General features: G+C 46.3%; 19 protein-coding genes and 1 pseudogene. 13 read left to right on the top strand and 7 right to left on the bottom strand.

Annotated features, from left to right (window positions below):
* Positions 1-109: 109 nt before the first annotated feature.
* The 7 genes from OC23_RS00545 to OC23_RS00515 all read left to right on the top strand — a co-directional run bounded on the left by OC23_RS00545 (position 110) and on the right by OC23_RS00515 (position 7,933).
* Positions 110-592: an FKBP-type peptidyl-prolyl cis-trans isomerase gene (locus OC23_RS00545; protein ID WP_038342027.1), complete on the top strand. Its 483-nt coding sequence runs from the start codon at positions 110-112 to the stop codon at positions 590-592.
* A gap of 120 nt (positions 593-712) precedes the next feature.
* Complete coding sequence (locus OC23_RS00540; protein WP_038342025.1) at positions 713-2,158, top strand: cryptochrome/photolyase family protein; 1,446 nt, start codon at positions 713-715, stop codon at positions 2,156-2,158.
* A 176-nt stretch (positions 2,159-2,334) separates the two neighbouring features.
* Positions 2,335-3,084 carry a hypothetical protein gene (locus OC23_RS00535; protein WP_038342021.1) on the top strand — a complete coding sequence of 250 codons (750 nt, stop codon included), beginning with the start codon at positions 2,335-2,337 and terminating at the stop codon, positions 3,082-3,084.
* On the top strand, positions 3,084-3,989 hold the full coding sequence (locus OC23_RS00530; protein WP_038342019.1) for a hypothetical protein: 906 nt from the start codon (positions 3,084-3,086) through the stop codon (positions 3,987-3,989). Before OC23_RS00535 ends, OC23_RS00530 begins: the two co-directional genes overlap by 1 nt.
* Entirely contained in the window at positions 3,976-5,226 is a 1,251-nt protein-coding gene (locus OC23_RS00525) for a glycosyltransferase family 2 protein (protein WP_038342015.1), read from the top strand. Before OC23_RS00530 ends, OC23_RS00525 begins: the two co-directional genes overlap by 14 nt.
* Complete coding sequence (locus tag OC23_RS00520; protein WP_038342014.1) at positions 5,227-7,074, top strand: hypothetical protein; 1,848 nt, start codon at positions 5,227-5,229, stop codon at positions 7,072-7,074.
* Positions 7,052-7,933, top strand: coding sequence for a hypothetical protein (locus OC23_RS00515; protein ID WP_038342013.1), 882 nt, complete (start codon positions 7,052-7,054; stop codon positions 7,931-7,933). Before OC23_RS00520 ends, OC23_RS00515 begins: the two co-directional genes overlap by 23 nt.
* A gap of 10 nt (positions 7,934-7,943) precedes the next feature.
* Here the strand turns inward: OC23_RS00515 and OC23_RS00510 are convergent, their stop codons facing one another.
* A complete protein-coding gene (locus OC23_RS00510; RefSeq protein ID WP_038342011.1) occupies positions 7,944-9,158 on the bottom strand; it encodes a tetratricopeptide repeat protein in 1,215 nt (404 codons plus the stop codon).
* A gap of 231 nt (positions 9,159-9,389) precedes the next feature.
* Here OC23_RS00510 and OC23_RS00505 point away from each other — a divergent pair, with 231 nt between their 5' ends.
* Both OC23_RS00505 and OC23_RS00500 read left to right on the top strand, forming a co-directional pair.
* Positions 9,390-10,091, top strand: a complete 702-nt coding sequence (locus OC23_RS00505; protein WP_038342010.1) for a VIT family protein — start codon at positions 9,390-9,392, stop codon at positions 10,089-10,091.
* 118 nt (positions 10,092-10,209) lie between these two features.
* Positions 10,210-11,253, top strand: a complete 1,044-nt coding sequence (locus OC23_RS00500) for an NAD(P)H-dependent flavin oxidoreductase (RefSeq protein ID WP_038342009.1) — start codon at positions 10,210-10,212, stop codon at positions 11,251-11,253.
* 53 nt (positions 11,254-11,306) lie between these two features.
* On the opposite strand, the gene ppk1 is transcribed toward OC23_RS00500, so the two are convergent.
* Together ppk1 and mtgA are read right to left on the bottom strand one after the other, a co-directional pair.
* Positions 11,307-13,385 carry a polyphosphate kinase 1 gene (gene ppk1, locus OC23_RS00495; protein ID WP_038342007.1) on the bottom strand — a complete coding sequence of 693 codons (2,079 nt, stop codon included), beginning with the start codon at positions 13,383-13,385 and terminating at the stop codon, positions 11,307-11,309.
* Between the two features lie 113 nt (positions 13,386-13,498).
* Positions 13,499-14,173: a monofunctional biosynthetic peptidoglycan transglycosylase gene (gene mtgA, locus OC23_RS00490; RefSeq protein WP_038342006.1), complete on the bottom strand. Its 675-nt coding sequence runs from the start codon at positions 14,171-14,173 to the stop codon at positions 13,499-13,501.
* Between the two features lie 72 nt (positions 14,174-14,245).
* Here mtgA and OC23_RS00485 point away from each other — a divergent pair, with 72 nt between their 5' ends.
* Positions 14,246-15,052, top strand: coding sequence for a rhomboid family intramembrane serine protease (locus OC23_RS00485; RefSeq protein WP_038342005.1), 807 nt, complete (start codon positions 14,246-14,248; stop codon positions 15,050-15,052).
* Here OC23_RS00485 and OC23_RS00480 read toward each other — a convergent pair.
* Together OC23_RS00480 and OC23_RS00475 are read right to left on the bottom strand one after the other, a co-directional pair.
* Positions 15,049-17,535: an ABC transporter permease gene (locus OC23_RS00480; protein WP_038342004.1), complete on the bottom strand. Its 2,487-nt coding sequence runs from the start codon at positions 17,533-17,535 to the stop codon at positions 15,049-15,051. The two genes, OC23_RS00485 and OC23_RS00480, sit on opposite strands and share 4 nt — an antisense overlap.
* Positions 17,532-18,236 (bottom strand): ABC transporter ATP-binding protein, encoded by a 705-nt coding sequence (locus OC23_RS00475; RefSeq protein WP_038342003.1) that lies wholly within the window; start codon positions 18,234-18,236, stop codon positions 17,532-17,534. The genes OC23_RS00480 and OC23_RS00475 overlap by 4 nt, the downstream gene beginning before the upstream one ends.
* 36 nt (positions 18,237-18,272) lie before the next feature.
* On the opposite strand from OC23_RS00475, the gene OC23_RS00470 reads away from it, so the two are divergent.
* Positions 18,273-18,902: an arylesterase gene (locus OC23_RS00470; RefSeq protein WP_038342001.1), complete on the top strand. Its 630-nt coding sequence runs from the start codon at positions 18,273-18,275 to the stop codon at positions 18,900-18,902.
* 27 nt (positions 18,903-18,929) lie between these two features.
* Here OC23_RS00470 and aac(6')-I read toward each other — a convergent pair.
* Both aac(6')-I and OC23_RS00460 read right to left on the bottom strand, forming a co-directional pair.
* A pseudogene (aac(6')-I, locus tag OC23_RS00465) lies at positions 18,930-19,368 on the bottom strand (AAC(6')-Ighjkrstuvwx family aminoglycoside N-acetyltransferase).
* Positions 19,369-19,470: 102 nt separating this feature from the next.
* Positions 19,471-20,085 carry a carbonic anhydrase gene (locus tag OC23_RS00460; RefSeq protein WP_038342000.1) on the bottom strand — a complete coding sequence of 205 codons (615 nt, stop codon included), beginning with the start codon at positions 20,083-20,085 and terminating at the stop codon, positions 19,471-19,473.
* A 235-nt stretch (positions 20,086-20,320) separates the two neighbouring features.
* Between OC23_RS00460 and OC23_RS00455 the strand changes: the two genes are divergently transcribed.
* Both OC23_RS00455 and OC23_RS00450 read left to right on the top strand, forming a co-directional pair.
* Positions 20,321-21,334: an alpha/beta fold hydrolase gene (locus OC23_RS00455; protein WP_038341999.1), complete on the top strand. Its 1,014-nt coding sequence runs from the start codon at positions 20,321-20,323 to the stop codon at positions 21,332-21,334.
* A 24-nt stretch (positions 21,335-21,358) separates the two neighbouring features.
* Positions 21,359-22,369, top strand: coding sequence for a hypothetical protein (locus OC23_RS00450; protein ID WP_038341997.1), 1,011 nt, complete (start codon positions 21,359-21,361; stop codon positions 22,367-22,369).
* Positions 22,370-22,373: the final 4 nt, after the last annotated feature.

Raw genomic sequence — 22,373 nt, 5'->3', positions numbered from 1 at the left:
TTGTCTCAATATTTAACTAAATCGTTTCAAAAAGTGGAAAACAGTCAACAAAACCTGTTTTTCACTTTATGATATACAGTTAAAACTATCGATGACATGGATTTAAAACATGACTGCTATTGCAAATAACCACGTGGTTTCATTCCACTACACTTTAACAAACGCTGAGGGTGAAACACTTGATCAATCTCAAGGTGAACCACTTGCATATTTGCACGGCGCGGGCAACATCATTCCTGGTTTAGAAAATGCGCTTACAGGTAAAACTGTAGGTGAGAAATTCACTGTAAACGTTCCAGCTGCTGAAGGCTATGGCGAATACAATCCAGACCTTGTTCAGGAAGTTCCTGCTCAAATGTTCCAAGGTGTGGACAACATCCAGCCTGGTATGCAATTCCAAGCGCAAACTGATGACGGCGTACAAATCGTTACTGTAAAAGCAGTTGAAGGCGACAATGTAATTGTTGACGCAAACTTCCCGCTTGCAGGTCAGGATCTTACTTTTGAAGTTGAAATCGTTGAAATCCGTGATGCTTCTCAAGAAGAACTTGACCACGGTCACGTTCACGGTGCAGGTGGTCACCACCACTAATTCATTTTTTGAATGAATGCAAAAAAAGCAAAGCTTCGGCTTTGCTTTTTTATTGCCACGACTTTTATAAAATAAAAAAATCGCTTATGGTCATAGCAATTTCTTTAAAAAAACAAAATTATGTCAACTGCTTATCAACTGATCTGGTTCCGTCAGGACCTAAGAGTCCAGGATCATGCTGCGCTCTGGCATGCGACTCAGGCCGGCCCTACTATCGCGCTTGTGATCTTGTCGCCTCGACAGTGGCAATTACACCATGATGCCCCGATTAAAATCGATTTCTATCTCAGACAACTACAAAGCTTAAAAGAAGAACTTGCACGTCTGAATATACCACTGCTGGTTCACACGATTCCGCTTTGGAAAGATGTACCTGAGTATTTCGCAACGCTCATCCAACAACTGCCAATTCAACATGTATATGCCAATATTGAACTGGGTGTAAATGAATTAAAACGCGATCAGGCTGTACAGAAACTTTTAAATCAGCAACACAAGGAACTGGTGCTTTTTCATGATCGTACCTTGTTTCCTGTTGGCTCGATCCGCAACCAGTCCAATCTGCCTTATCAGGTCTTTGGCGCCTTTAAAAAGACCTGTTATCAACGTTTACAGCCGGCTCTACCACAATGTTATCCAACACCAGCTCCCCAACAAGCAATAACCGATTTAAAACTGATCCCATCAACCGATATCAAGACACTACAACTTGACTATCGAAAACACATCCCACACTCCCATAATCACGAATGGCAGGTTGGCGAAGCCTATGCCTTGCAACAGCTGGACCACTTTGTTAAGGAACAGCTCGACCACTATCAGCTTGCCCGCGATTTTCCTGCGCGCGCGGGCACCAGCCAGCTTTCGGCTTATTTAAATATTGGTATCATTTCTATTCGTCAATGTGTACAGGCCCTGTTCAGATCACAACAGGGCCATTTTGAAATCCAGTCTGATGGACAACAAAGCTGGCTCGACGAACTGCTATGGCGTGAGTTTTACCAGCATATCCTGTTTGATTTCCCCCATGTTTCCCGGCATCTTCCCTTTAAGCCGTCAACTCAGGCCATCCCGTGGCGTGATGATCCGGTCGCTTTAGCAAAGTGGCAGCAAGGCCGAACTGGCATTCCGATCGTTGATGCCGGCATGCGCCAAATGCTGGCCACTGGCTGGATGCATAACCGGGTACGGATGATCTGTGCCATGTTTTTAAGCAAGAATCTGCTGATTGACTGGCGCAAGGGTGAACAATGGTTTATGCAGCACCTGATTGATGGAGACCTTGCCGCAAATAATGGTGGATGGCAATGGTGTGCTTCGACCGGTACCGATGCAGTGCCTTATTTTCGTATCTTTAATCCGGTCAGCCAGTCACAAAAATTTGATCCGCACGGTAAATATCTGCGTAAATGGCTACCCGAGCTGGCCCATCTTGACGATAAAATGATTCATGAACCTTATGCCAACAATAATATCCAGGCTGTGGATTATCCGGCAGCAATGGTCGATTTAAAGGCCAGCCGGGCACATGCCATCGAGGTATTCAAGCGTTGTCTGCATGCCTAGCACAGCCATAAAATTTATTTTAAATACAAGGTGTTTTCACTGCTTGCTGGATAGACCATGCTGTATGTTACTGTTTATAAGATTATTTTACACAATCCCTAACAGAAAAATGATCGTAACAACTTTAAAATAGTGTTATGTTTATCACAAAATACATCTATTACAACTAAAATATCATGCAGAAAAATCCAGCTTCAGCACTCGTCTTATGGATTATCTCAGCTCACGTTTTCATGGGCATTGTTGCATATGAATGGTTACCGGCAAGTTATCGGGGCAGTTGGGTTTTCCTGTTGATCCTGCTCATTGCAGGGTCATTTCTAAATGTGGGCATGGCCATCATCCTGGGGCTGCTGACCTTTATTGGCGTGGCAGTTTACTTTCTACTTGATCTGGCCAACCAGACCTATGTAGAGCGCCAGTTACTGCTCCTGTTTGTGTTGCCGATTACCCCGATTTTTTTAAGTGCGATCCGGCACAATATCCAGAATGCCCTGAAAACCTTCCGTGCCATCCAGAGCTATGACCGTAATTATCAACATGATATTTTACCCCTGACTGCCTTGAACCACTTTCAGGAAGAGCTAAAAAAGCTACTCCAGCTCACCCATAAAGATCATTACAAGATCATTAGCACCCATATCAGCAATACCGTGCTGATCCGGGAAATGCTGGGGGAAGATATCTGGAAAGAAACCCAGAACAAGATTATGGCCATTCTCTCGACCGAAAGAGACAGCGTCATTTACCATTTTATTAATGAAGAGCTCAGCCAGATTAAAAGTATCGTCATCCACGAACCGGAGCTTGAGGAAAACCAGACCTACCCTTTGTTTATCCGGCAGCTTCAGGAGCTCAGTGTCTTAAAGCTACAGATTGAACAGCATACCGAATATCTAGGCCCTCAAAACAAAGAGGTGCCTTAATGTCCGTATTACTGAATATTTGTGGCTTACTGGTGACCAGTGCAACCTTTCCCGATGCCACCCTGCAACAATTTTACCAGCAGTATTATCACTGCTCGATTGAGCATGCGGTACAGCACACCACCACACCGGCCAAATCATTCCAGAGTATAACCGAGCTATTTCCCCAACCGGCGACCTGGTGGCCGGTATTCACTGCAGATCAGGTAGAATCTGCAAGCTTTAAACGCCTGATTGAAACAGGAGTAAAACCGGGAATTATCTTGCCCAACGAATATTTTAGCGCCATTCGATATTACAAGATCAAAAAAGCGGTCAATGAAGGCGCCATCCCGATTGCCTATTATGAAATGCAACATTCCAAATATTTTGCCGCCAAGGCCACTTTTTCTACCGCGATCGGATTAAGACCGCTTGCTGCACTGATTGAAAATGGCTGGGACGAAAACCTGATCTCGCAACCGGCAGGCAGCTATATTATCCAGACCGACAGTATCAATGAATTACCGATTCCGGCACGCAAGATTCAACACCATCAACATTTTTTCTATCAGGCCATTACCGATGCTTCCCAGACATCCGGTTATCAGGTGGTGATTAATCCTCCTGCAGATATGCCCGTCAATAATATTGAATATCCGCATCTGGGAATTTCCTGGGAAATCAACCGTATTCGTTATACCAGTACCACTGAAGGCGTTGAAACCAACCTATTTGGCTATCTACTGATTGCGTTGAGTACCGTCGTGATTCCACTCGATTATATTTATTCTGCACATTATCCAAGCTTGCTCAGTACCTTTGGAAGCTCGATCTCCTGGATTTCATTACTGCTCGGCGGTGGCTTGCTGCTCATTCTGGTGATTTCCATTATCCGCAGGAGAAGAATAAATGCCCGCAATTGATATTCTTTTTCTGTTTGGCTTTTTAGGTATCTGGATTCCACAAGCCTTTTGGGCCTGGCTCAGTTTTCAGGCCTGGAAATATTCCAAGAATGCCGCCAAAGAACTGGAAAACCTGCCAGTGCCCGAACACTGGCCTGTATTAAGTGTCTTGATTCCGGCCTACAACGAAGGCGTGGTGATTGAGGATACCTTGCATGCCATTGCCCAGCAGGATTATCCGGCACATGCCTATGAAGTGTTACTCATCAACGATGGCTCCAAGGACAATACGCTGGAAATTGCCGAACGTATGGCGGCAATTTATCCCTGTATCAAGATCGTCAATGTGCCGAAAGGCATGGGAGGTAAAGGCAAATCACGCACCCTGAATAATGGCCTTCCGCATGCCAAAGGTGAACTAATTGTAGTCTATGATGCCGACAGTACCCCGGAGCCGGACTGTGTACGTTTACTGGCACAGACCTTACTGGCAGATAAAAAACTGGTCGCCGTAAACGGCAAGGTGCGCACACGTAACTGGCGTGACAGTATCCTGACCCGGTTTATTGCCATCGAATTCATTTTCTTTCAATGGATTTTCCAAGGTGGGCGCTGGCAGCGTTTTGAACTTTCCACCCTGATGGGAACCAATTATGTGATCTGGCGGGATGCACTGGAGACCTTGGGCGGCTTTGACGAAAAATCACTGGTTGACGATACCGAAATGAGTTTCCGGATTTTTTTAGGTCAAAGACGGATCAAATGGGTGCCTTATGCCGTCGGCTGGCAGCAAGACCCGCCGTCCTTGAGTGTCTTTGTCAAGCAACGCTCGCGCTGGACTCAAGGCAACTTTTATGTCACCAGTAAATATTTACCGATTGCATTAAGGAAGCCGTTTCCAATCGGCATCGAAATTTTTAACAACATCATGTGTTATGTCCTGTTTGTGCCGGCGCTGATCTGGAGTCACATTACCTTAACCCTCGGCTTGCTCGGGATTGCCGGGATTACCGTCCCTGGCCCGTTTACCCTGCTCTGGGGCTTATCGTTCTGTCTATACGTCGCGCAAATGTGGTTTACCTTATCTCTGGAAAGAGCAAAACCCCAACTTTATTTCTTCTCGGTTTTATCTTATGTCACCTATTCACAGGTATTTCTATTTATCGTGTTTAAAGCGGCCTATGACATGCTGAAAAATAAGATACAGGGAAATTCACTACAATGGTACAAAACTGAGCGCAGCAAGGAGAAAAAATAAATGAAAAAGAATCCATTACATCTTCAGGTTTTTAAAATACTGGTCGCAAGTGCTGCTATCTCCTTGCCCGTATCCAGCTTTGCAGATACCTTGAATACCTGGACATTTGACAATATCAACACCTCTAACAAATACACGATTGAACCGCATTTCTTTTATGTCGGTAAAGGTTCGGAATGGCAGAATATCCAGTTTAGCAGTGAGTATTCAACGGAACATTTCACCACCTTGTTAGTGAAATATGATGACAAGCTGATTTATAACACCACCTTGAATGGTGATGGAACACTGAGCTTCAATATACCGGCAACCAAGAGCGGCTTTCACCGCCTCGACTTTATCTTGCAACAGTACTCGCCGACAACCTCACCTGCAGCAGAACGTACCACCTTCTGTAGTGAAGACGTCGATCAGGTGACCTATCTCAGCAATTCAAAAATTGATTACATGCGCCATCGGCCCATTTATCGCCTAAAAGATTTGCCTGATGCCTTGTTTAACCCGCAAGTCGTGCGGCCCACACCTTTTGTCGGGGTATTAAAATATAATCCGGCCAATATCAATGAAGCATCCATGCTTGGCCGTTTAATCAGTGCCTGGGGATCAGTCACACCGATCCAGTGGTATGAACAAAGTGCACCGGCACAAAAAGCGGCCAACTTTTTTATTGAAATTGAGAAATCGGCTACACCATTACCAAATGGTACACTGGTTCAGATCAGTGCGGATAACGAGATACCGACATTACGCATTCAATATGACCAGCCTGAAAAGCTGGCCTCGGCCATTAACGGCTTGTTAAATCCGGATTATTTACAGCAGCTCGATACCTCGTCCACCTACCTTCCCAATAAGCTGGCGGCTCCGGCCTGGGCCAAAATCAAGCAGATCAAGACCCTTGCCGATTTGGGAATTAGTGATTTCCGCTTAAATCAGGCAGAAAAGAACCTGTTCCTGAACTTTCCGGCCGTATGGCAGCCGACCGATATTTTGCAGGGCCAAATTGCGTTACGCGTTCAGAGCGGTTTGCTGGAAGGCTCAAACATTACGACATGGATTGATGGCGGTCTGGCCGGCAGCTTAAAAACGGCGGGACTGGAATCTGATCCGGTCAACCGGCAATTCAACTATTTTGCCAAAACCATTTCCAATAACACCAACTTCAGCATGAAGCTGGAAAATTCCGTTATTGTCAATTCGCAATGCTTGCCAACAGCCAAAGGCTCACTGTGGATTGATACCCAAAAATCGACGGTCAAACTGCCGCATAAACTCAAAAATGGTGTTGCGTCACTTTCCATGAGTTTTGCGACCCATCCAACCATTGCGATTGATGGCAACGCTGGCAGTCTGGAAATGGCCATGACCATCAGTCAGGTGGCCAAAAAAATGCTGCTGACCAACGATCCGGTTCCCTTGAATCTGGTCAAGTTTGATCCGGCCAGCCCCGAACTGTTGAATGTGCAAGTCAACCCGAATATCTATAAGCAACAAGTACTGATGTACAAAGATATTCTTTATGCACCAGCCACTGCACGCGGTTTTCTGGTGAGTTTTCACGATCAGCGCTTTGACGTGATTAGCGACTCGATTGAAGGGGCGCAGAATTTTGCCAGACTATGGGATAAAATCCAGACCGACATTCCCAATAATGCCAGTAAAATATTGGTCTCAGAAAGCGGACAAGTCTTTATTTTACAAAAAATTATTGTAGGCAACCAAAAGGCACCGCTGGTTCAGCAATCATCATTCTTTATCTTGGTCATGATAATCTCTGCTATCATGATTCTTGCAATTTTGCTCTGGTACTGGCGTAAACGACCGAATGCTAAAAATAAGGCAGATTAACTCTATACTTCTCAAAGTTCTTACATTATCAGCCTTATTCAGTTTAGGGGGATGCATGCACTTCTTCGATCCGGAGGTGCAGCCCCCCCAGATTGAAGGTATATTCTGGCAACCGGATCTGGCCACCACCCCACCCTCGGGCAACTGGGATTTACTTGGCGTATCCACCTTTGTACCACAATGGTCTGTGGTGCAGTCCAAAGCCTGGTTTGATCAGGACATGGGATTTGAAAAGTGGGACAAAACCCTCAGCCTGACCCGGCTCAACCAGAAGCCGTGGTCGCAAAATATCATTCTGGGGCTGGCCGGCGAATACGATGAAAGGATGGCTCGCTCCAATGTGTTTAAACTGGCAGAAAGTTCCAGAAAAATCATTGAGAACACCAGCTCGATTCCGCTAAAAGGTTATTATTTTCCGGTTGAGGCAGACCCGAGCTGGCTAGGCGTGGGAGTTCTGGCACATGCGCTAGACACTTTGCCCAAACCGGTCTGGGTCAGTATCTACAGTGCAGAACAGTCGCCTGAACATCTGGACGTGTGGCTGAAAAGCTGGTTGCCTGCCCATACCCATGTGTTTTTTCAGGATGGGGTTGGGGTTGGAACCCGTTCGCCCGCGCAGGCAAAGGCTATTTTGAATAACCTGCAGGCAGAGTTCGGCAAAGATAAGGTAGTCATTGTACTGGAAGCCTTCCGTCCAGTGAAAGGCGGCCAGTTCCGTCCGGCTTATCCATGGGAAATCATTGCCCAGCTCAAAGCCTATGAAGGACAGAAAATCTATATTTTTGACGGCCCGCATTATATGAACCGTATTACGGTCTATGCGGTGGCATTATGGTATAAGCTCAACTATGGCTCCTGAATAAAGCCGCTCAGAAACTCTTGTAAAATACCAGTTCGGTACGTGTATTGTTATAGCGATCGGTTCCATCGGCCAACGCATCTTTAAAATAATGCCCGTACAAACGTTCAACACGCAACTTTACCGGCACATAGTTAAATGGCTGCCATGCAACCCCTGCACCATATTCAAACAGGTTATTATAATTTTCCCCTTCCGAATCGGCTAAGGCATGTAACTTGCCATAGGCTTGTACCGTTCCCGTCTCACCGCGGTAGAGATTAAAGCCAGAGCGCAATCTTAAATCGGCAATCACGTTATAGTCTTCCCGTGAATAGCTCGCCACATTCCCATACAGGTCAGTAAAGTAATCATTCCAGATGCTACGTTGTTCAGCGGCCGGGTTGGCATACCATTCCTGATAACCGGTAACCCCACCAACCACGCTTTCACGGAATTTATCCCGGTTACGATCAATCAGGTCATAACTCCCGCCCACCTCTAAATAGGCACGCACAGGAATCGATTGCCATGGCTGGTAATTGGCACCCACACCCACGGTTACTGCATTTTCGTCGATAATTTCAGGACGCACCCCGCCTTTGGACTTGGTGTCCCGGTTCAGGTTGACAAAGCCATACACCTGCGCCCGACCATTATCCAGATTTTTACCATATCGCATTTTCAATGGAAAAATAAAATCGTCATAACGCGACTCATAAGAAGGCGCAAAGTAGACATCTTTAAACGTGGATGGTACGGCTGAAGCGCTCAGATTCCGGACTGCTTGCTGCGCCTTGCTTGCCATTTCCGGATCAGAGGAAGCCGATAAATCCTTAAAGATTACCAAAGCTTCCTTATTTCTTTTTTGCTGGTTGAGCAAGTAGGCTTCCTGGAGTTTCAGCTGCTCATCCTGCGGTGCCAGCTGCTCGGCCTTACGCACACTCTGGATGGCCTCATTTTGCTTGTTTAAACGGATTTGCAGATAGGTCAGGCTTTTCCAGACTTTAATATCTTGTGGCGTGAGTTGTCCCAGTTCAATCAGGATTTTTTCAGCTTCTTGCGGCTGGCTTTGTTCAATTTTATAAAACTTGTCCCAACGGTCATAAATCGGATTACCGGGTTTATAGGCAGCATCACCTTCCTTGACGAAATCGGGTTCGGCACTCATTCCCTGCTGTACTGGCAAAATCAAGCCTAAAAGTAATAGTGTTTGACTCAGCAGCTTATTTTTGGAATTTTTCATCGCAAATCTCAACTAAAAATACTCACCATAGGATCTATCGCGAGAAGGCTTAACCAGCATTTAAAATGTTAATTTGTTCACATATTATAACTAAATCATCGTTATGCTATCGTTAAAATAAGTTAATTTATAATAGATTAAGTTTATGAATCAACAATAGAATTTTACAGATCATTAAACGCCTATAACAACAGCCCTGAACGGTTTCAATGATTCCAAGCGAGCAAGAAAATGTCTTTTTCACAACATGCAGAACCTCATGTGATCCAACGCTCAGGCTGGCTACGAGCAGCAGTGTTAGGTGCCAATGATGGCATTATTTCGGTGACCAGCCTGATTATGGGGATGGCTGCTAGCGGTGCCAGTTCACACACCTTATTGATTACCTGTATTGCTGGCCTGATTGCCGGCGCAACCTCCATGGCTGCAGGTGAATATATCTCGGTCAAGTCTCAGGAAGATATTGAAAAATCAGACCTGCGCTTTGAAGCACACGAACTGGAAAACAATCCGCATGCCGAACTCAGAGAACTGACGCAAATCTATGTTTCACGGGGATTAAATCCTGAACTGGCCCGTGAAGTGGCCACCCAGCTGACCGCTCATGATGCGCTGGGCGCGCATGCACGGGATGAAATTGGCATCCATGAAAATACCGCAGCCAATCCGGTTCAGGCGGCCCTTTCTTCTGCCGCCTCATTTTCTTGTGGCGCCGCCTTACCAATGTTGGCCATCCTGCTCAGTCCAGATACCTGGCTTAAACCGGCCGTTTTAATGACCGGTATCCTTTCACTGGCCTTATTGGGGGCATTGTCCAGTTACTTTGCCCGTACACCAATGCTCAAGGGTAGCTTGCGAATTAGCTTATGGGGAATTCTGGCTATGGCCTTTTCCAGCTGGGTCGGCTCGCTGTTTCATGTCACCCCGACCTAAACTCGCATGCCCAGATACTAAAAATAGTGCCTATATTCAATTATTAAATAGCGATTATTATTTGCAAGCCTTTTTGTTTTTACGTTAAGGTGATTCAAAACACAATGAGTCATTAATCATGTCGATTTTAGAATTATTACAAATAAAACACCCGATTTTACTGGCGCCGATGGCAGGCGTTTCCACACCCGAACTTGCCGCACAAGTCTCGAATCAGGGCGCATTCGGCTCTTTAGGTTTAGGGGCCAATACCCCTGAAACAGCCAAAGCACAAATCTTGAAGACGCAAGAGTTGACCGATCAACCGTTTCAGGTCAACTTCTTTTGTCATCAATCCGAACCGCTGAACCCTGAAACTGCACGGCAATGGATTGATTATCTCCGCCCGCATTTTGACAGGTTTGGTGCTGAAGCCCCAACCCGACTGAACTGTATTTATCCAAGTTTTCTGGACAATGATGACTTTCTGAATGTAGTGCTGGAAACCCGCCCCAAAGCAGTGAGTTTTCATTTTGGTATTCCACATCCTCACCAGATCCAAGCTTTAAAACAGGCAGGCATTATCACGCTGGTTTCTGCAACCAACCTGCTTGAGGCTCAAGCCATTGAAGCAGCAGGGATTGATATTATTATTGCGCAAGGAATCGAGGCCGGTGGGCATCGCGGCATATTCAACCAGACATTCGATGCTGCGATCAAGACAGCTGATCTGGTTCAGCTCATCACCAGACACTGCAACCGTCCAGTGGTCGCCGCTGGCGGGATCATGAATGGCGAACAGGCCCGGGCAATGCTGGAGCGTGGCGCAGCAGCCGTACAGCTAGGTACGGCCTTTGTGCAGTGTAGAAGTTCTAGCGCCAATGCTGCCTACCGCAAGGCATTATTTAGCCAAAGTATTACCCAGATCAGTGCCAGCCTTTCCGGCCGCCCGGCACGAGGTTTAATTGGCAGCTGGCATATGCAGATCGACGCTCCGGATCGCCCTGAGGTTCCGGCATATCCCTACACCTATGATCTGGCCAAACAGCTGATGAGCATCGCCAGCACCCAGCAAGACTTTAGCTATGGTGCTTTTTGGGCAGGCAGCAATGTGGGGCAGATCAGGGAACTGGAAGCAGCAGATTTAGTCAATCAGCTGGTCCTGGAAATAAAAACCCAATAAATTGTCCCATAAAAAAGCCGGCTGCTGAGGGCCGGCTTTTTTACTGGTTCTGTTTATTTGATTGCTTCCAGTAAGGTTTGCTGTGCATTATGCGGCGCCTCACCTTCGGCCGGGCGTGCACGCTCCCACACCCCATCTCCTTGTAGTAGCCAGGCTTGCTGGTTATCTTTGAGATAGTTTAGTAAACCCTGTTGATAAATCCGCTTTTTCAAGGCCGGTTCTTCAATCGGGAAACAGGCTTCAACCCGGTTAAACAGGTTTCGGTCCATCCAGTCTGCACTAGAGCAATAAATCCGCGGATTACCATTGTTACTGAAATAATAAACCCGGGTATGTTCCAGAAAACGTCCCACAATTGAACGCACGCGGATATTTTCCGACAGGTTCGGCAAACCCGGACGCAAACAGCAAATCGAACGGATAATCAGGTCGATCTGTACACCGGCCTGTGAAGCTTCATAAAGCTTATTAATCAGTTGAACTTCGGTTAAGGCATTGACCTTGATAATGATCTGTGCAGGCTTGCCTTCTTTGGCATTGGCAATTTCATCATCAATATAATTAATCAGCTGCGCATGCAAGGTAAACGGCGCGTGCAGTAACTTCTTCGGCTTGGCCATTTTGCCCATGCCGGTCAATTCCTGAAAAATACGGTGCACGTCTTCACACAGGTCTTTGTCTGTGGTCATCAGGCCATAGTCGGTATAAATACGGGCATTGGTGGCGTGGTAATTTCCTGTGCCCAGATGCACATAACGCACCAGCTTATTATTTTCACGACGTACCACCAGAATCATTTTGGCATGGGTTTTATAGCCCACGATGCCATATACCACCACGGCACCCGCTTCTTGCAATACATTGGCCACTTCGATATTGGATTCTTCATCAAAACGCGCACGTAGTTCAATGACCGCGGTGACTTCCTTCCCGTTACGGGCTGCTTCGGCCAGCACCTGCACGATTTCCGAATCGGCCCCACTCCGGTACAGGGTCTGCTTGATTGCCAGCACTTGCGGATCACGTGCCGCTTCACGTAATAGTTGAATTACAGGTGCAAACGATTCAAACGGATGATGCAATAAAATGTCCTGCTTTTGCATGGCCGCAAAAATACTTTCCGACTTTTTAAAGGCTTTTGGAATCACAGGCGTATGCGAGTCATAACGTAAATGTGGACGCTTAAAGTTGGACAGCAAACGTGCCAGATTGACAGGGCCATCAACGCGATAAAGCTGTTCTTCGTTCAGGTCAAATTCATCAAGCAGATATTCATAAATGTGTTTTGGACAGTTATGGGTCACTTCCAGCCGTACTGCACGGCCAAAACGGCGCGAGCTCAACTCGCCTTTCAATGCTTTCGCCAAATCTTCAACGTCTTCGTTTAACGCCAGATCGGCATTACGGGTGACACGGAACTGATAGCAGCCAGTTGCGGTCATGCCCGGGAACAGATCAGAAATATGTTCATGAATAATCGCCGAAAGCATGACGTGATGTTCTTTACCATCGGTCAATTCATCAGGCAAACGGACTACACGCGGTAATGAACGTGGCGCAGGTACAACAGCCAGATCAATTTGACGACCAAAAGCATCCTTCCCTTCCAGCGTGACAATAAAGTTCAGACTTTTATTGACCAGTCGCGGGAACGGATGGGCCGGGTCCAGGCTGATGGGTGTCAGCACCGGTGCCACTTGCTCATGGAAATATTTTTTGATCCAAGCCGATTGTGCCGGTGTTAATTCACCACGACGCAGGAAGCAAATATCTTCTTTACGCAGTTTTGGCAAGATTTCTTCATTTAATATGCGGTACTGGCGTTCAATCGCAGCATGGGTGGTTTTTGAAATCTGTTCCAGTACCTGCTTTGGTGTCAAGCCATCCGGGGTGCGGCTTTCATTGCCCAAAGTCAGCTGTTCCATCATTCCCGCAACACGAATTTCAAAGAACTCGTCCAGATTACGTGAAAAAATCAGCAGGAAATTCATCCGTTCTAATAGCGGATGGAGTGGATCGACAGCCTGTTCCAGCACACGAAGATGGAAATCGAGAATTGAAAGCTCCCGATTAATATAACGATCGTTGTAACTGTATTCTATTGGCGTTGTTGTCGTCACTGCAGTATTCATACCCAACCTTGTTGCTTTATCATTCATCAAGTAAGGGTTTAAGTATGCTGCAAAATTATGTCAATTTGGTAAAAAAGCCCAAAAATATCGGGCTTTTTTTAAAATTTGATACGTTATTGCGGAAGTTGTATACCGTTCATATATTTTAGGATCACCCGCTTGCGGTATTGCAACTTACGGTCATTGCGATTGTCCTGATAATATTTGGGGTTAGGCAACAGTGCAGCCAGAAATGCGGCCTGTTCCCGGGTTAAGCTTTTAGAGCTTTTACCATAATAAAACTGGGCTGCGGCTTCAACCCCATAGATGTTCTGCCCAAACTCAACCGAGTTCATATACACTTCCAGAATGCGTCGCTTAGACCACATCCGCTCCATCATCCAGGTTGCCACCGCTTCTTGCCCTTTACGAATAAAGGACCGCTTATTATAAAGAAACAGGTTTTTTGCCAGCTGCTGGGAAACCGTTGAGCCACCCGCTACCAGTTCACCTTTCTTGCTATTGCGTTCCAGCGCAAACTGGATTCCGGCCCAGTCAAAACCATGATGCTGGACAAATTTTGCATCTTCCCCCGCTAAAATTGCGCGTTTGAAGTTATCACTGATATTGTCATAGTCACGCCATTCCTGCTTGATCGGTTGAAAGTCACTATAGTAATCCCAACGCATAAACATGGTGGTGTTGACCGGATGGGTTCGCCACCAGACCAGACTGCTAAAAATCCAGAGCTGGATCAATAGAATGACGCCAATAATCAACATTACTGCGCGCGCTAAAAAGGCTTTCATTAAAGTGCATCACTCCATCATGCAATAAATTCATGCTAAGCTATTTTTTATATCAATCACTAGCCTAAACCCATGACTGAAACGACTCCACCACAAATCAACCAAAAATTGCACATACAAACATGGTGGTTTACTGCGTTATTAATCGCAGTCAATGTCGGATTATTTGGCTGGCAGATTGTTTCAGGGGTGAATATTACCGACCCTGCCCCTGTTGATGCAATCGCCTGGGGCGCAGATTTTACTCCGCTGACCTTTTCTGGACAGGCTGAACGTTTATTTACCAGTATGTTTTTTCACTTTGGCCTGATCCATTTAATGTTAAATATGTGGGCACTGTATATCTTTGGCAGTGTGGCAGAGCAACTGTTTGGTCGCAGCTACTATATGGCCCTGTATTTTCTGGCGGGACTCATGGGTAGCGTCTTGTCCAGCTATCTGAGCATCCGGGATGGCTATGCCCTGTTACAACATTTTGACCCGAAATTACTCCCACATATCAGTGCAGGCGCTTCCGGTGCCGTGATGGGTCTCGGTGCAGCACTCACAGTGATTTCACTATTTCCACCTTTGCCACAGCAACGCTTCTGGCTGGATAAAAAATCATTACTCATGATCATGGGTATCAACTTGATATTCGGTTTTACCGTGTCCGGCATTAATAACGCTGCACATATTGGTGGCATGATCATGGGAGCATTACTGGCAGCAGCATGGTATTTCAGCCAGAAAACCCCAAGAACGGCACTGGCTCAAGTCATTGCACTGATGGCTGGTGCCTTGCTGCTCGGTGCATTCTATTTTTATTGCACCCAACTCAGCACAGGCCTTCAACCGCTCTGGAATGAAATCCTGCGCCAGAACCAGCTTACGTTCTAAGACTGGTTCATTTCCCTTAAACTTTGCAAGGGCGGAATATCGCATAAGTAACTCAAGCGATAGCGCCCGATCAACGTACATACCAGCAGCATGGCCAAAGGTAAAACCAGCCAGATTTCCGCATGCCACTGGATGGTCATTTGCATCTTGTAACTGGCAATGGCACTGATCACCTCTGCAAACAGACAGGCCACCACACCCGCCAACAGACCGATAAAACCGACCTCCAGACTGAGCATCCGTTTTAATTTATGCTTGGCGATACCAAAAGAACGAAGCAAGGCCACCTCTTTACGGCGCTCATCCATCAGTACATTTAAACAGGCAATCAGTACCAGTACCCCCGCTAAACCGACCAGCAGGGCCAGAACCGTGACGATCTGTACCAGCACACTGACCAGACGTTTTACCTCTTCCAGAATACGCCCGACATCAATAAACACCGTGTTGGAAAATTGCTGGATCAATGCCACCATTTTCGGCTGCTCGGCTGCTGGCACATAGAAACTGCCTAAATAACTGCCTGCATTTTCATCCATGCTTCCCGGTGAAAAAATAAAGAAAAAATTCGGACTAAAACTTTCCCATTCAACACGACGCAGATTGATGACCGTCGCCTGTAATGGCCCTTCCGGTAAACTAAAACTGAGTTGGTCTCCAATCTTGATGTCAAGTTCGGCGGCCAGTTTGGCTTCTACCGATACCTGTCCGGCCTGGGTAAAATGTGGATTGCCCTGCGTAATCACATTATCTTTCGGATAGACCGCAGCCTGAGTCAGATTCAGCTCGCGGCGCAACGCATTATTTTGCCTGACCAGTTCTGCGGTAAAAGGCTGACCATTTTTGCTCAGCAGACGGCCCCGGATATTCGGATAAAGCGGCGTGCCCTGCCATCGGTTTTGCTCAAGCTGCTGTTGCAACTGTGGCATATCAAATGGCGGTAAACCATAAACAAACTGGTTCGGTGTCCCTTCAGGCAACTGTTGCTGCCAACGTTCCAGCAAGTCTGTTCTCAAGACACTCAAGACCGTAATCAGGCTCAGCCCCAAAGCCAAAGCAGTGATCTGTAACGCAGTCTGATGCGGAATACGCACATAGGCAGAGATCGGATGCTTGAGCTGTTTAAGCGCTTTTAACAGCAACCAGATGACGGCAAAAAGTATTGCACACAGCATCAGGATGGCAGCCAGAACCCATAGACTTAACTGTAAATTGTCACTCAGCACCAGACTAAACACCACCAGACTGGCAATCCCGACTGCAAACATGGCGACATACGACTGACGTGAACGTTCCTGCTGACGGATCACTCGAATTGGCGGGGTACTGAGCAACTCCCAGATACTAGGCAGGATAAAACCGATCAGCACCATTACACTGGTAAAGATGGCAACAGGTAAGGCAAACAGCAAGTCAGCCAGTGCAAAGCCCAGTTGTAATTGGGGAATCAGCTGTAACATCAACTGCAACAGACCGTAGCCTAAAACAATGCCGATCAGGCTGCCCAGCACAATCGACAAGACACTGACAATGCCCAGCAAGGCCAGATAAGCCAGTAAAATCTGTCTCTTGCTCGCCCCCAGACAGCGCATCAGGGCAATATGATCCTGATTCTGTTGCACATAACGTTGACTGGTCAATGCAATGGCTATACCACACAGCAAAATGGTTAATAGATTTGCCAGCTGTAAAAAGGTATCCAGATTTTCAATCGGTTTCATGAGCCGCGTATTGGATTGACTGGCATCACGCAGCTTCAGCGAAGTCTGTTCCCCCTCTCCCAATTGCTGGTCATCGGGCTGATCCTGTCCCTGTTCGTGAAGTTTTTGCTGTTTGAAAATCTTTTTAAAAGCTCTCAGCTGTTGCGGGGGCCCTGCAATCAGTAACCGGTACTCAATCCGGCTCCCGACTTGTACCGCATGGGTTCTGGCGATATCTGCGCGATGAATCATGACTGTCGGTGAAAATCCGGAAAAGCCAAGCTCCTGATTCGCATCGTGTTCGATGATCCCGCTCACTTTAAACCGGGCATCTGCAATTGCCACCTGATCCCCCACCTGTACATGCAACAAATCTGCTGCACGGGGGCTCAGCCAGACCTGCCCGGCTTGAAGAGCTGGTGACCTGGGCTGAATCTCGAGCTTGCCCCGTAATGGAAAATGTTCATCAACAGCTTTGACATTGACCATCACAAACTGCTCCGCTGTATGCGCCATCGAACTAAATACAGTTACAGGCGCCTGTCGCAACTGCAATTTTTGTGCTTGTTGCAACCATTCTGCCGGTATCGGGTCTTTATCATACAGTACCAGATCTGCAGCCAGCATTTCGGCGGCCTGCAATGACACCGCATTTTGCACTTGCGTATTACTAAACTTGAGAGCGGTGGTTGCACTGATTGCCAGAGAAAGTGCAATAATTAATAAATACAGTCCACCCGTGCGGAAACTTTGCTGTAATAATGGCTTGAGTACTGAACTCATAAGCGTTCCCCAAGCTTGACGATGTCCTGAATCTGGCCATCTACCAGTTTGACATGGCGTTGGCATAATGCAGCCAAACCTTGATCATGTGTGACCAGCACCAGAGTAGTTCCCAGTTCCTGATTCAGCTCAAATAACAGCTGTTCAATTTCTTTGGCTGTTTGCCCGTCCAGATTACCGGTCGGTTCATCGGCAAAAATAATTTTCGGCTCGGTAATCAGGGCTCTGGCAATTGCCACACGTTGCTGCTCTCCACCCGACAGCACTTTCGGTGTTTGCTGTGCCTGACGCACCAGCCCGACCCGCTCCAACCATGCCAGCGCTTTCTGCTCAGCCTGCCTGTAATTGAAGTCTGGCTGTAAACGCAATGGCAACATGACATTTTCCAGTGCACTGAGCTGCGGCAAGAGCTGAAAAGACTGAAATACAAAGCCGATATTGCCCAGACGAACCTGTGCGCGCTGTTCTTCAGACAAACTATGCACCGCCTGTCCACACACCCATAACTCTCCCGCACCGGGACGATCCAGTGTTGCCAGAATGTCCAACAAGGTTGATTTTCCTGAACCTGAGCGACCGGTAATGGCAATCTGTTCACCCGGGTAAATCTCCAAATCGATCTCTTTTAAAATGGTTAAGCTTTGCTGGTTAATTTGAATCGTTTGTGTAACTTTATGGGCAGAAATAATCGGTTGTGGCATGATGTCACGTATCCTTCAGGACAAATTTGAAATGCAATGCAAATAGCTAAAGTTATCTTGCCAGTATCTAAAACGCTTGCAGTGATCAGTGTCTGTCTTGTTCCGGCACTGGTTTCAGCAAAGACGATTTTAATTTTAGGTGATAGCCTCAGCGCAGGTTATGGCATAGATGCAAAACAAGGTTGGGTTCACTTATTACAACAACGTTTAGACCAACAGTATCCGAAACAGCACAAGGTGGTCAATGCAAGTGTTAGCGGCGAAACCACCAGCGGTGCACTGGCCAGACTGCCAAAACTATTGCAGACCTATAAACCGGAAGTGGTGGTGATTGAACTGGGTGGCAATGATGGCTTGCGCGGCCAGCCTCCGCAAATGATTCAAAAAAATCTTGTCCAGCTGGTGCAGCTGAGTCAGCAACAGAAAGCCCATGTTTTACTGTTTGGGATGAAAATACCGCCGAATTATGGCACCTCCTATAGCAAGGCCTTTGAAAACAATTACAAGCTGGTCAGCCAGCAATATAAAGTGAAATTATTACCGTTCTTTCTCGAGGGTGTCGCCGGACAGAAGCACCTGATCCAGAACGACCAGATCCATCCGAATGCGAAAGCACAACCCCTGATGCTGAATCTGGCTTATCCTTATATCAAAGGTGCGTTATAAACCGCACCTTTAAAAAAATTGACGATTTCAACTGATGTTTTTCTTAAAATAAACCACACGCTCGGTTTCCTGAAAGCCCAGCGCGCGATGCATGGCATGACTGATCATATTGTCCAGCGTAGCATCCGAAGCAAATTCAGTACATGCAAACTGCTTTGCCCAGGGTTCTACCTGCTGTACCAAAGCGCTAGCAACACCTGTACGTCGGTATTCAGGCAACACATAAATACCTTCCAGAAAAGCCACAGGTGACTTTTGCGTGCCATTCACATATTCATATCGAATCGACGCCCAGCATCGCAATTGCTTGCTGCTGATCGTTATAGCTTAATAATTGCAACGTATGTGGTTGTTCGAGTAGCTGCCGCATTTGCAGTAAATGCGCATCTTCATGATCTGGCCAGAGTAATATTCTTAATTGCAGCCAGTCGGCCAAATGTGACCCGGTGACAGGCATGATGTTCATCTCTATGCTGCCCTTTTACTTTGCTTATTTTTCTAATTCAATAAAAAAAAGATTTATACTTTCATCAGCGAAATGAAGGCGAGTTAAAACTCGCCCTGACTCTTAGAAATCAAAAAAAGTAACTTCACCGGTTTCGAGAGAATACTCTGCACCAACCACAATCATTTTGCCTTTTTCAATCAGGCTTTCCAGCACAGCCGAACCGTGACGCAGCTGATTTACAGAAGCAAATACATTGGAACGGACCGCATGGGCAGACAGTTTCTTCAAGTCATTTTTCAGTTCGGTTTGCATCAGGATTTCAACCGAAGGACGCACCCGGTTGACAATCGACATCAAATTGGATGAAGGTGGCTGGTCCGGATTGGTCAGGGTATCAATGGTTGCCTGAATCGCGCCACAATGGCTATGGCCCAGAACCACCACCACAGCACAATCATAACGTTCTGCAGCGAATTCAACACTGCCGACCTGTGACGGTGCTACAATATTGCCTGCGACACGAATCACGAACAGATCCCCTAATCCCTGATCAAAAACCATTTCAGCAGGCACACGTGAATCAGAACAGCCTAAAACAATTGCAAAAGGATTTTGATCACTTGCCATCTCGGCACGTTCCTGGTGAGATAACAATTTTTGTTGAACTGCCTCTCCCTTAACAAAACGGGCATTACCTGCTTTTAAACGTTCTAATGCTTCTTGTGCGGTGAGCATGTGTATATCCATGTGTAATTGAGCTAGCCAACAGTTTAATGTGCGCCTGTTTGAAAGTCACTGACAAAAATAGAAAGCAAGCGCATACTTGCTAATCTTTTAAACCGGAAAATAGCGGAAAATTGCTGATTTCATTGGCAAGAATTTCCATACATCTGTAGATTATGCAAATGACTCGCGTCGTCTCTTCCTCAATAATCAATTGGTTTACAAATAGATCAAGGATTGAACAAAGATGATCAATACCCGACTTGCCAAGCCTTTCCGGCTGGCTCTAGGCACTGCCTTACTCGTATGTAGCTTAAGTCCTCTGGCCATAAGCAGCACGCAGGCCGCCGAAATAGAAATGAGCTTTCAAAACCTGTTGCAGCAGGAACGAGCCTGGGCCGGTTTACAAAGCAAAACCTTAAAAGTAGGTGATATTAGCTGGTCATATAGTGAAGGTGGGCAAGCTGGCAAACCCATCATTATCCTGATTCACGGACTGGCAGGCAGCCGGGACAACTGGAACCGTGTTGCACGTGCCCTCACGGCAAACTATCACGTGATCATCCCGGATTTACCTGCCAGTGGTGAAACCCAGGTTCCAAAAGATTTTGACTACTCGGTGCCGAATGTCACTGAAAAATTACGCCGTTTTGTGGAAGCCGCCAATCTGACCGGACCAGCTCATATTGCCGGTCATTCACTGGGCGGTTCAATTGCCATGCTTTATGCAGGTCAATATCCGTTTGAAACCAGGAGTCTTTTCCTGATTGATGCCGCAGGTGTGTATAAGGCCGCAACCACACCTTATTTAAAAGATCCAAATCAGGTGAAAAACATGATTGTGAGCAAGAAAGGAGATTTCAATTTCCTGATGCAACAAGCCATGTTTACTCCGCCTTTCATTCCGAAGGAAATTGCTCAGGCACAAGAAAAAATGATGATTGGTCAGGTTGAACAAACCCAGAAAATGGTCGATCAAGTGATTGCCTTGAACAAGCTCTATACCCCGGATTCATTTGCCTTGCTGGCCAGATCGATTGATGCACCGACCCTGATTTTATGGGGCAAGCAAGATAAGATCGTCAATGTTGAGGTGGTTCCTGAGCTAAAAGCATTACTGAAAAATGCCCAGACTCCGGTTATTCTGGACAATGTCGGTCATATGCCGATTCTGGAAGCAGATCAACTGGTGGTTCAGCAATATCTACCGTTCCTGAGCAAGATTCAGGCACAAAAACCAGCCTCAGCCCCAACACCGTAAATTGAATAAATAATTTGAGATTTTATGCCTAAACATCCAATGATAGAACAACTGATCGACGCACAACTTGATTTTCTAGAACGTGAATTTGCACAGCCAGCCACCGTTCAACTTGAGTTTAAGCAGTTCTATCATTGGTTACGCTTACAGCCATTACAACAGCTCTGGTCATTCGAGCAAATCTTTAACCTGATTGAAAAACAGATTCTTGCCACACCGGCAAGTGCCTTTCTGGTTGAGCAGATTGCAGAACATATCCGTTTTGCCCTGATTCACCCGATTAATGACCAGACCACGATTGAAGATGTCATTCCTGTGCTGACAGTAGATTCGATTGCCCAGTATGTGGCCAGTAAAAGTGGTCATCGCCAGCGCTTAATTAAAACGGTAGTGAATAATCCCGCTTTCTCGGCGCTGATTAGCCAGTTAATCCAGCACTCGATTCAGGATTATCTGGATAATTCAGTCATGTCGAAACGCGTTCCAGGGGTCGGGCATTTTATGAAAATGGGTAAATCGGTCTTGGAAACCGTGACCGATTCTAACCTGAATCAGACCATTTCCCATTATTTGCAAAAAAATATTTTAAAGATCAGCCAGATGAGTGAGAGAGTGCTCAATCAGCACTTTAATGATGACAAGCTCTATCATTTTCAGGCCAATCTCTGGCATAAAATTAAAGTCATGCCCTTATCGGTATTGCGGAATTATATTGAAGTACAAGACCTTCCCCACACAGTTGCGATGGGACACGAAATCTGGGAACACATTCGTCAGACGCCGTATCTGAAACAACAGGTACATGATGGCATCTATGCCTGGTACGCACGTAATCAGGAACGAACTTTTGATCTTTTATTACGTGACCTGAATATTGATGAGGCATTAATTGAAGAGCAACTTAGTGACTTATTGACTCCCGTGTTACAACAGGTCATCGCTAAAGGCTATTTACGGGAACGTGCACGAGTTTATTTAGAAAAGTTTTATTATTCTGAGCAAACACAAAATATTCTAGGCCAGAAAGATTTGTAAGCTA

The sequence above is a fragment of the Acinetobacter sp. A47 genome (assembly GCF_000805455.1).
Lineage (GTDB): Bacteria > Pseudomonadota > Gammaproteobacteria > Pseudomonadales > Moraxellaceae > Acinetobacter.
Note: the sequence above shows the minus strand (reverse complement) of the source record. Positions and strands in the feature narration are given on the sequence as shown.

Excerpts from the sequence above, each read along its gene's own strand:
- OC23_RS00535 (WP_038342021.1), top strand. The coding sequence starts at position 2,335 with ATGCAGAAAAATCCAGCTTCAGCACTCGTCTTATGGATTATCTCAGCT.
- OC23_RS00530 (WP_038342019.1), top strand. The coding sequence starts at position 3,084 with ATGTCCGTATTACTGAATATTTGTGGCTTACTGGTGACCAGTGCAACC.
- OC23_RS00515 (WP_038342013.1), top strand. The coding sequence starts at position 7,052 with ATGCTAAAAATAAGGCAGATTAACTCTATACTTCTCAAAGTTCTTACA.
- OC23_RS00540 (WP_038342025.1), top strand. The coding sequence starts at position 713 with ATGTCAACTGCTTATCAACTGATCTGGTTCCGTCAGGACCTAAGAGTC.
- OC23_RS00545 (WP_038342027.1), top strand. The coding sequence starts at position 110 with ATGACTGCTATTGCAAATAACCACGTGGTTTCATTCCACTACACTTTA.
- ppk1 (WP_038342007.1), bottom strand. The coding sequence starts at position 13,385 with ATGAATACTGCAGTGACGACAACAACGCCAATAGAATACAGTTACAAC.
- OC23_RS00455 (WP_038341999.1), top strand. The coding sequence starts at position 20,321 with ATGATCAATACCCGACTTGCCAAGCCTTTCCGGCTGGCTCTAGGCACT.
- OC23_RS00505 (WP_038342010.1), top strand. The coding sequence starts at position 9,390 with ATGTCTTTTTCACAACATGCAGAACCTCATGTGATCCAACGCTCAGGC.
- OC23_RS00450 (WP_038341997.1), top strand. The coding sequence starts at position 21,359 with ATGCCTAAACATCCAATGATAGAACAACTGATCGACGCACAACTTGAT.
- OC23_RS00485 (WP_038342005.1), top strand. The coding sequence starts at position 14,246 with ATGACTGAAACGACTCCACCACAAATCAACCAAAAATTGCACATACAA.
- OC23_RS00475 (WP_038342003.1), bottom strand. The coding sequence starts at position 18,236 with ATGCCACAACCGATTATTTCTGCCCATAAAGTTACACAAACGATTCAA.
- OC23_RS00510 (WP_038342011.1), bottom strand. The coding sequence starts at position 9,158 with ATGAAAAATTCCAAAAATAAGCTGCTGAGTCAAACACTATTACTTTTA.
- OC23_RS00480 (WP_038342004.1), bottom strand. The coding sequence starts at position 17,535 with ATGAGTTCAGTACTCAAGCCATTATTACAGCAAAGTTTCCGCACGGGT.
- OC23_RS00500 (WP_038342009.1), top strand. The coding sequence starts at position 10,210 with ATGTCGATTTTAGAATTATTACAAATAAAACACCCGATTTTACTGGCG.
- OC23_RS00470 (WP_038342001.1), top strand. The coding sequence starts at position 18,273 with ATGCAAATAGCTAAAGTTATCTTGCCAGTATCTAAAACGCTTGCAGTG.
- mtgA (WP_038342006.1), bottom strand. The coding sequence starts at position 14,173 with ATGAAAGCCTTTTTAGCGCGCGCAGTAATGTTGATTATTGGCGTCATT.
- OC23_RS00460 (WP_038342000.1), bottom strand. The coding sequence starts at position 20,085 with ATGCTCACCGCACAAGAAGCATTAGAACGTTTAAAAGCAGGTAATGCC.
- OC23_RS00525 (WP_038342015.1), top strand. The coding sequence starts at position 3,976 with ATGCCCGCAATTGATATTCTTTTTCTGTTTGGCTTTTTAGGTATCTGG.
- OC23_RS00520 (WP_038342014.1), top strand. The coding sequence starts at position 5,227 with ATGAAAAAGAATCCATTACATCTTCAGGTTTTTAAAATACTGGTCGCA.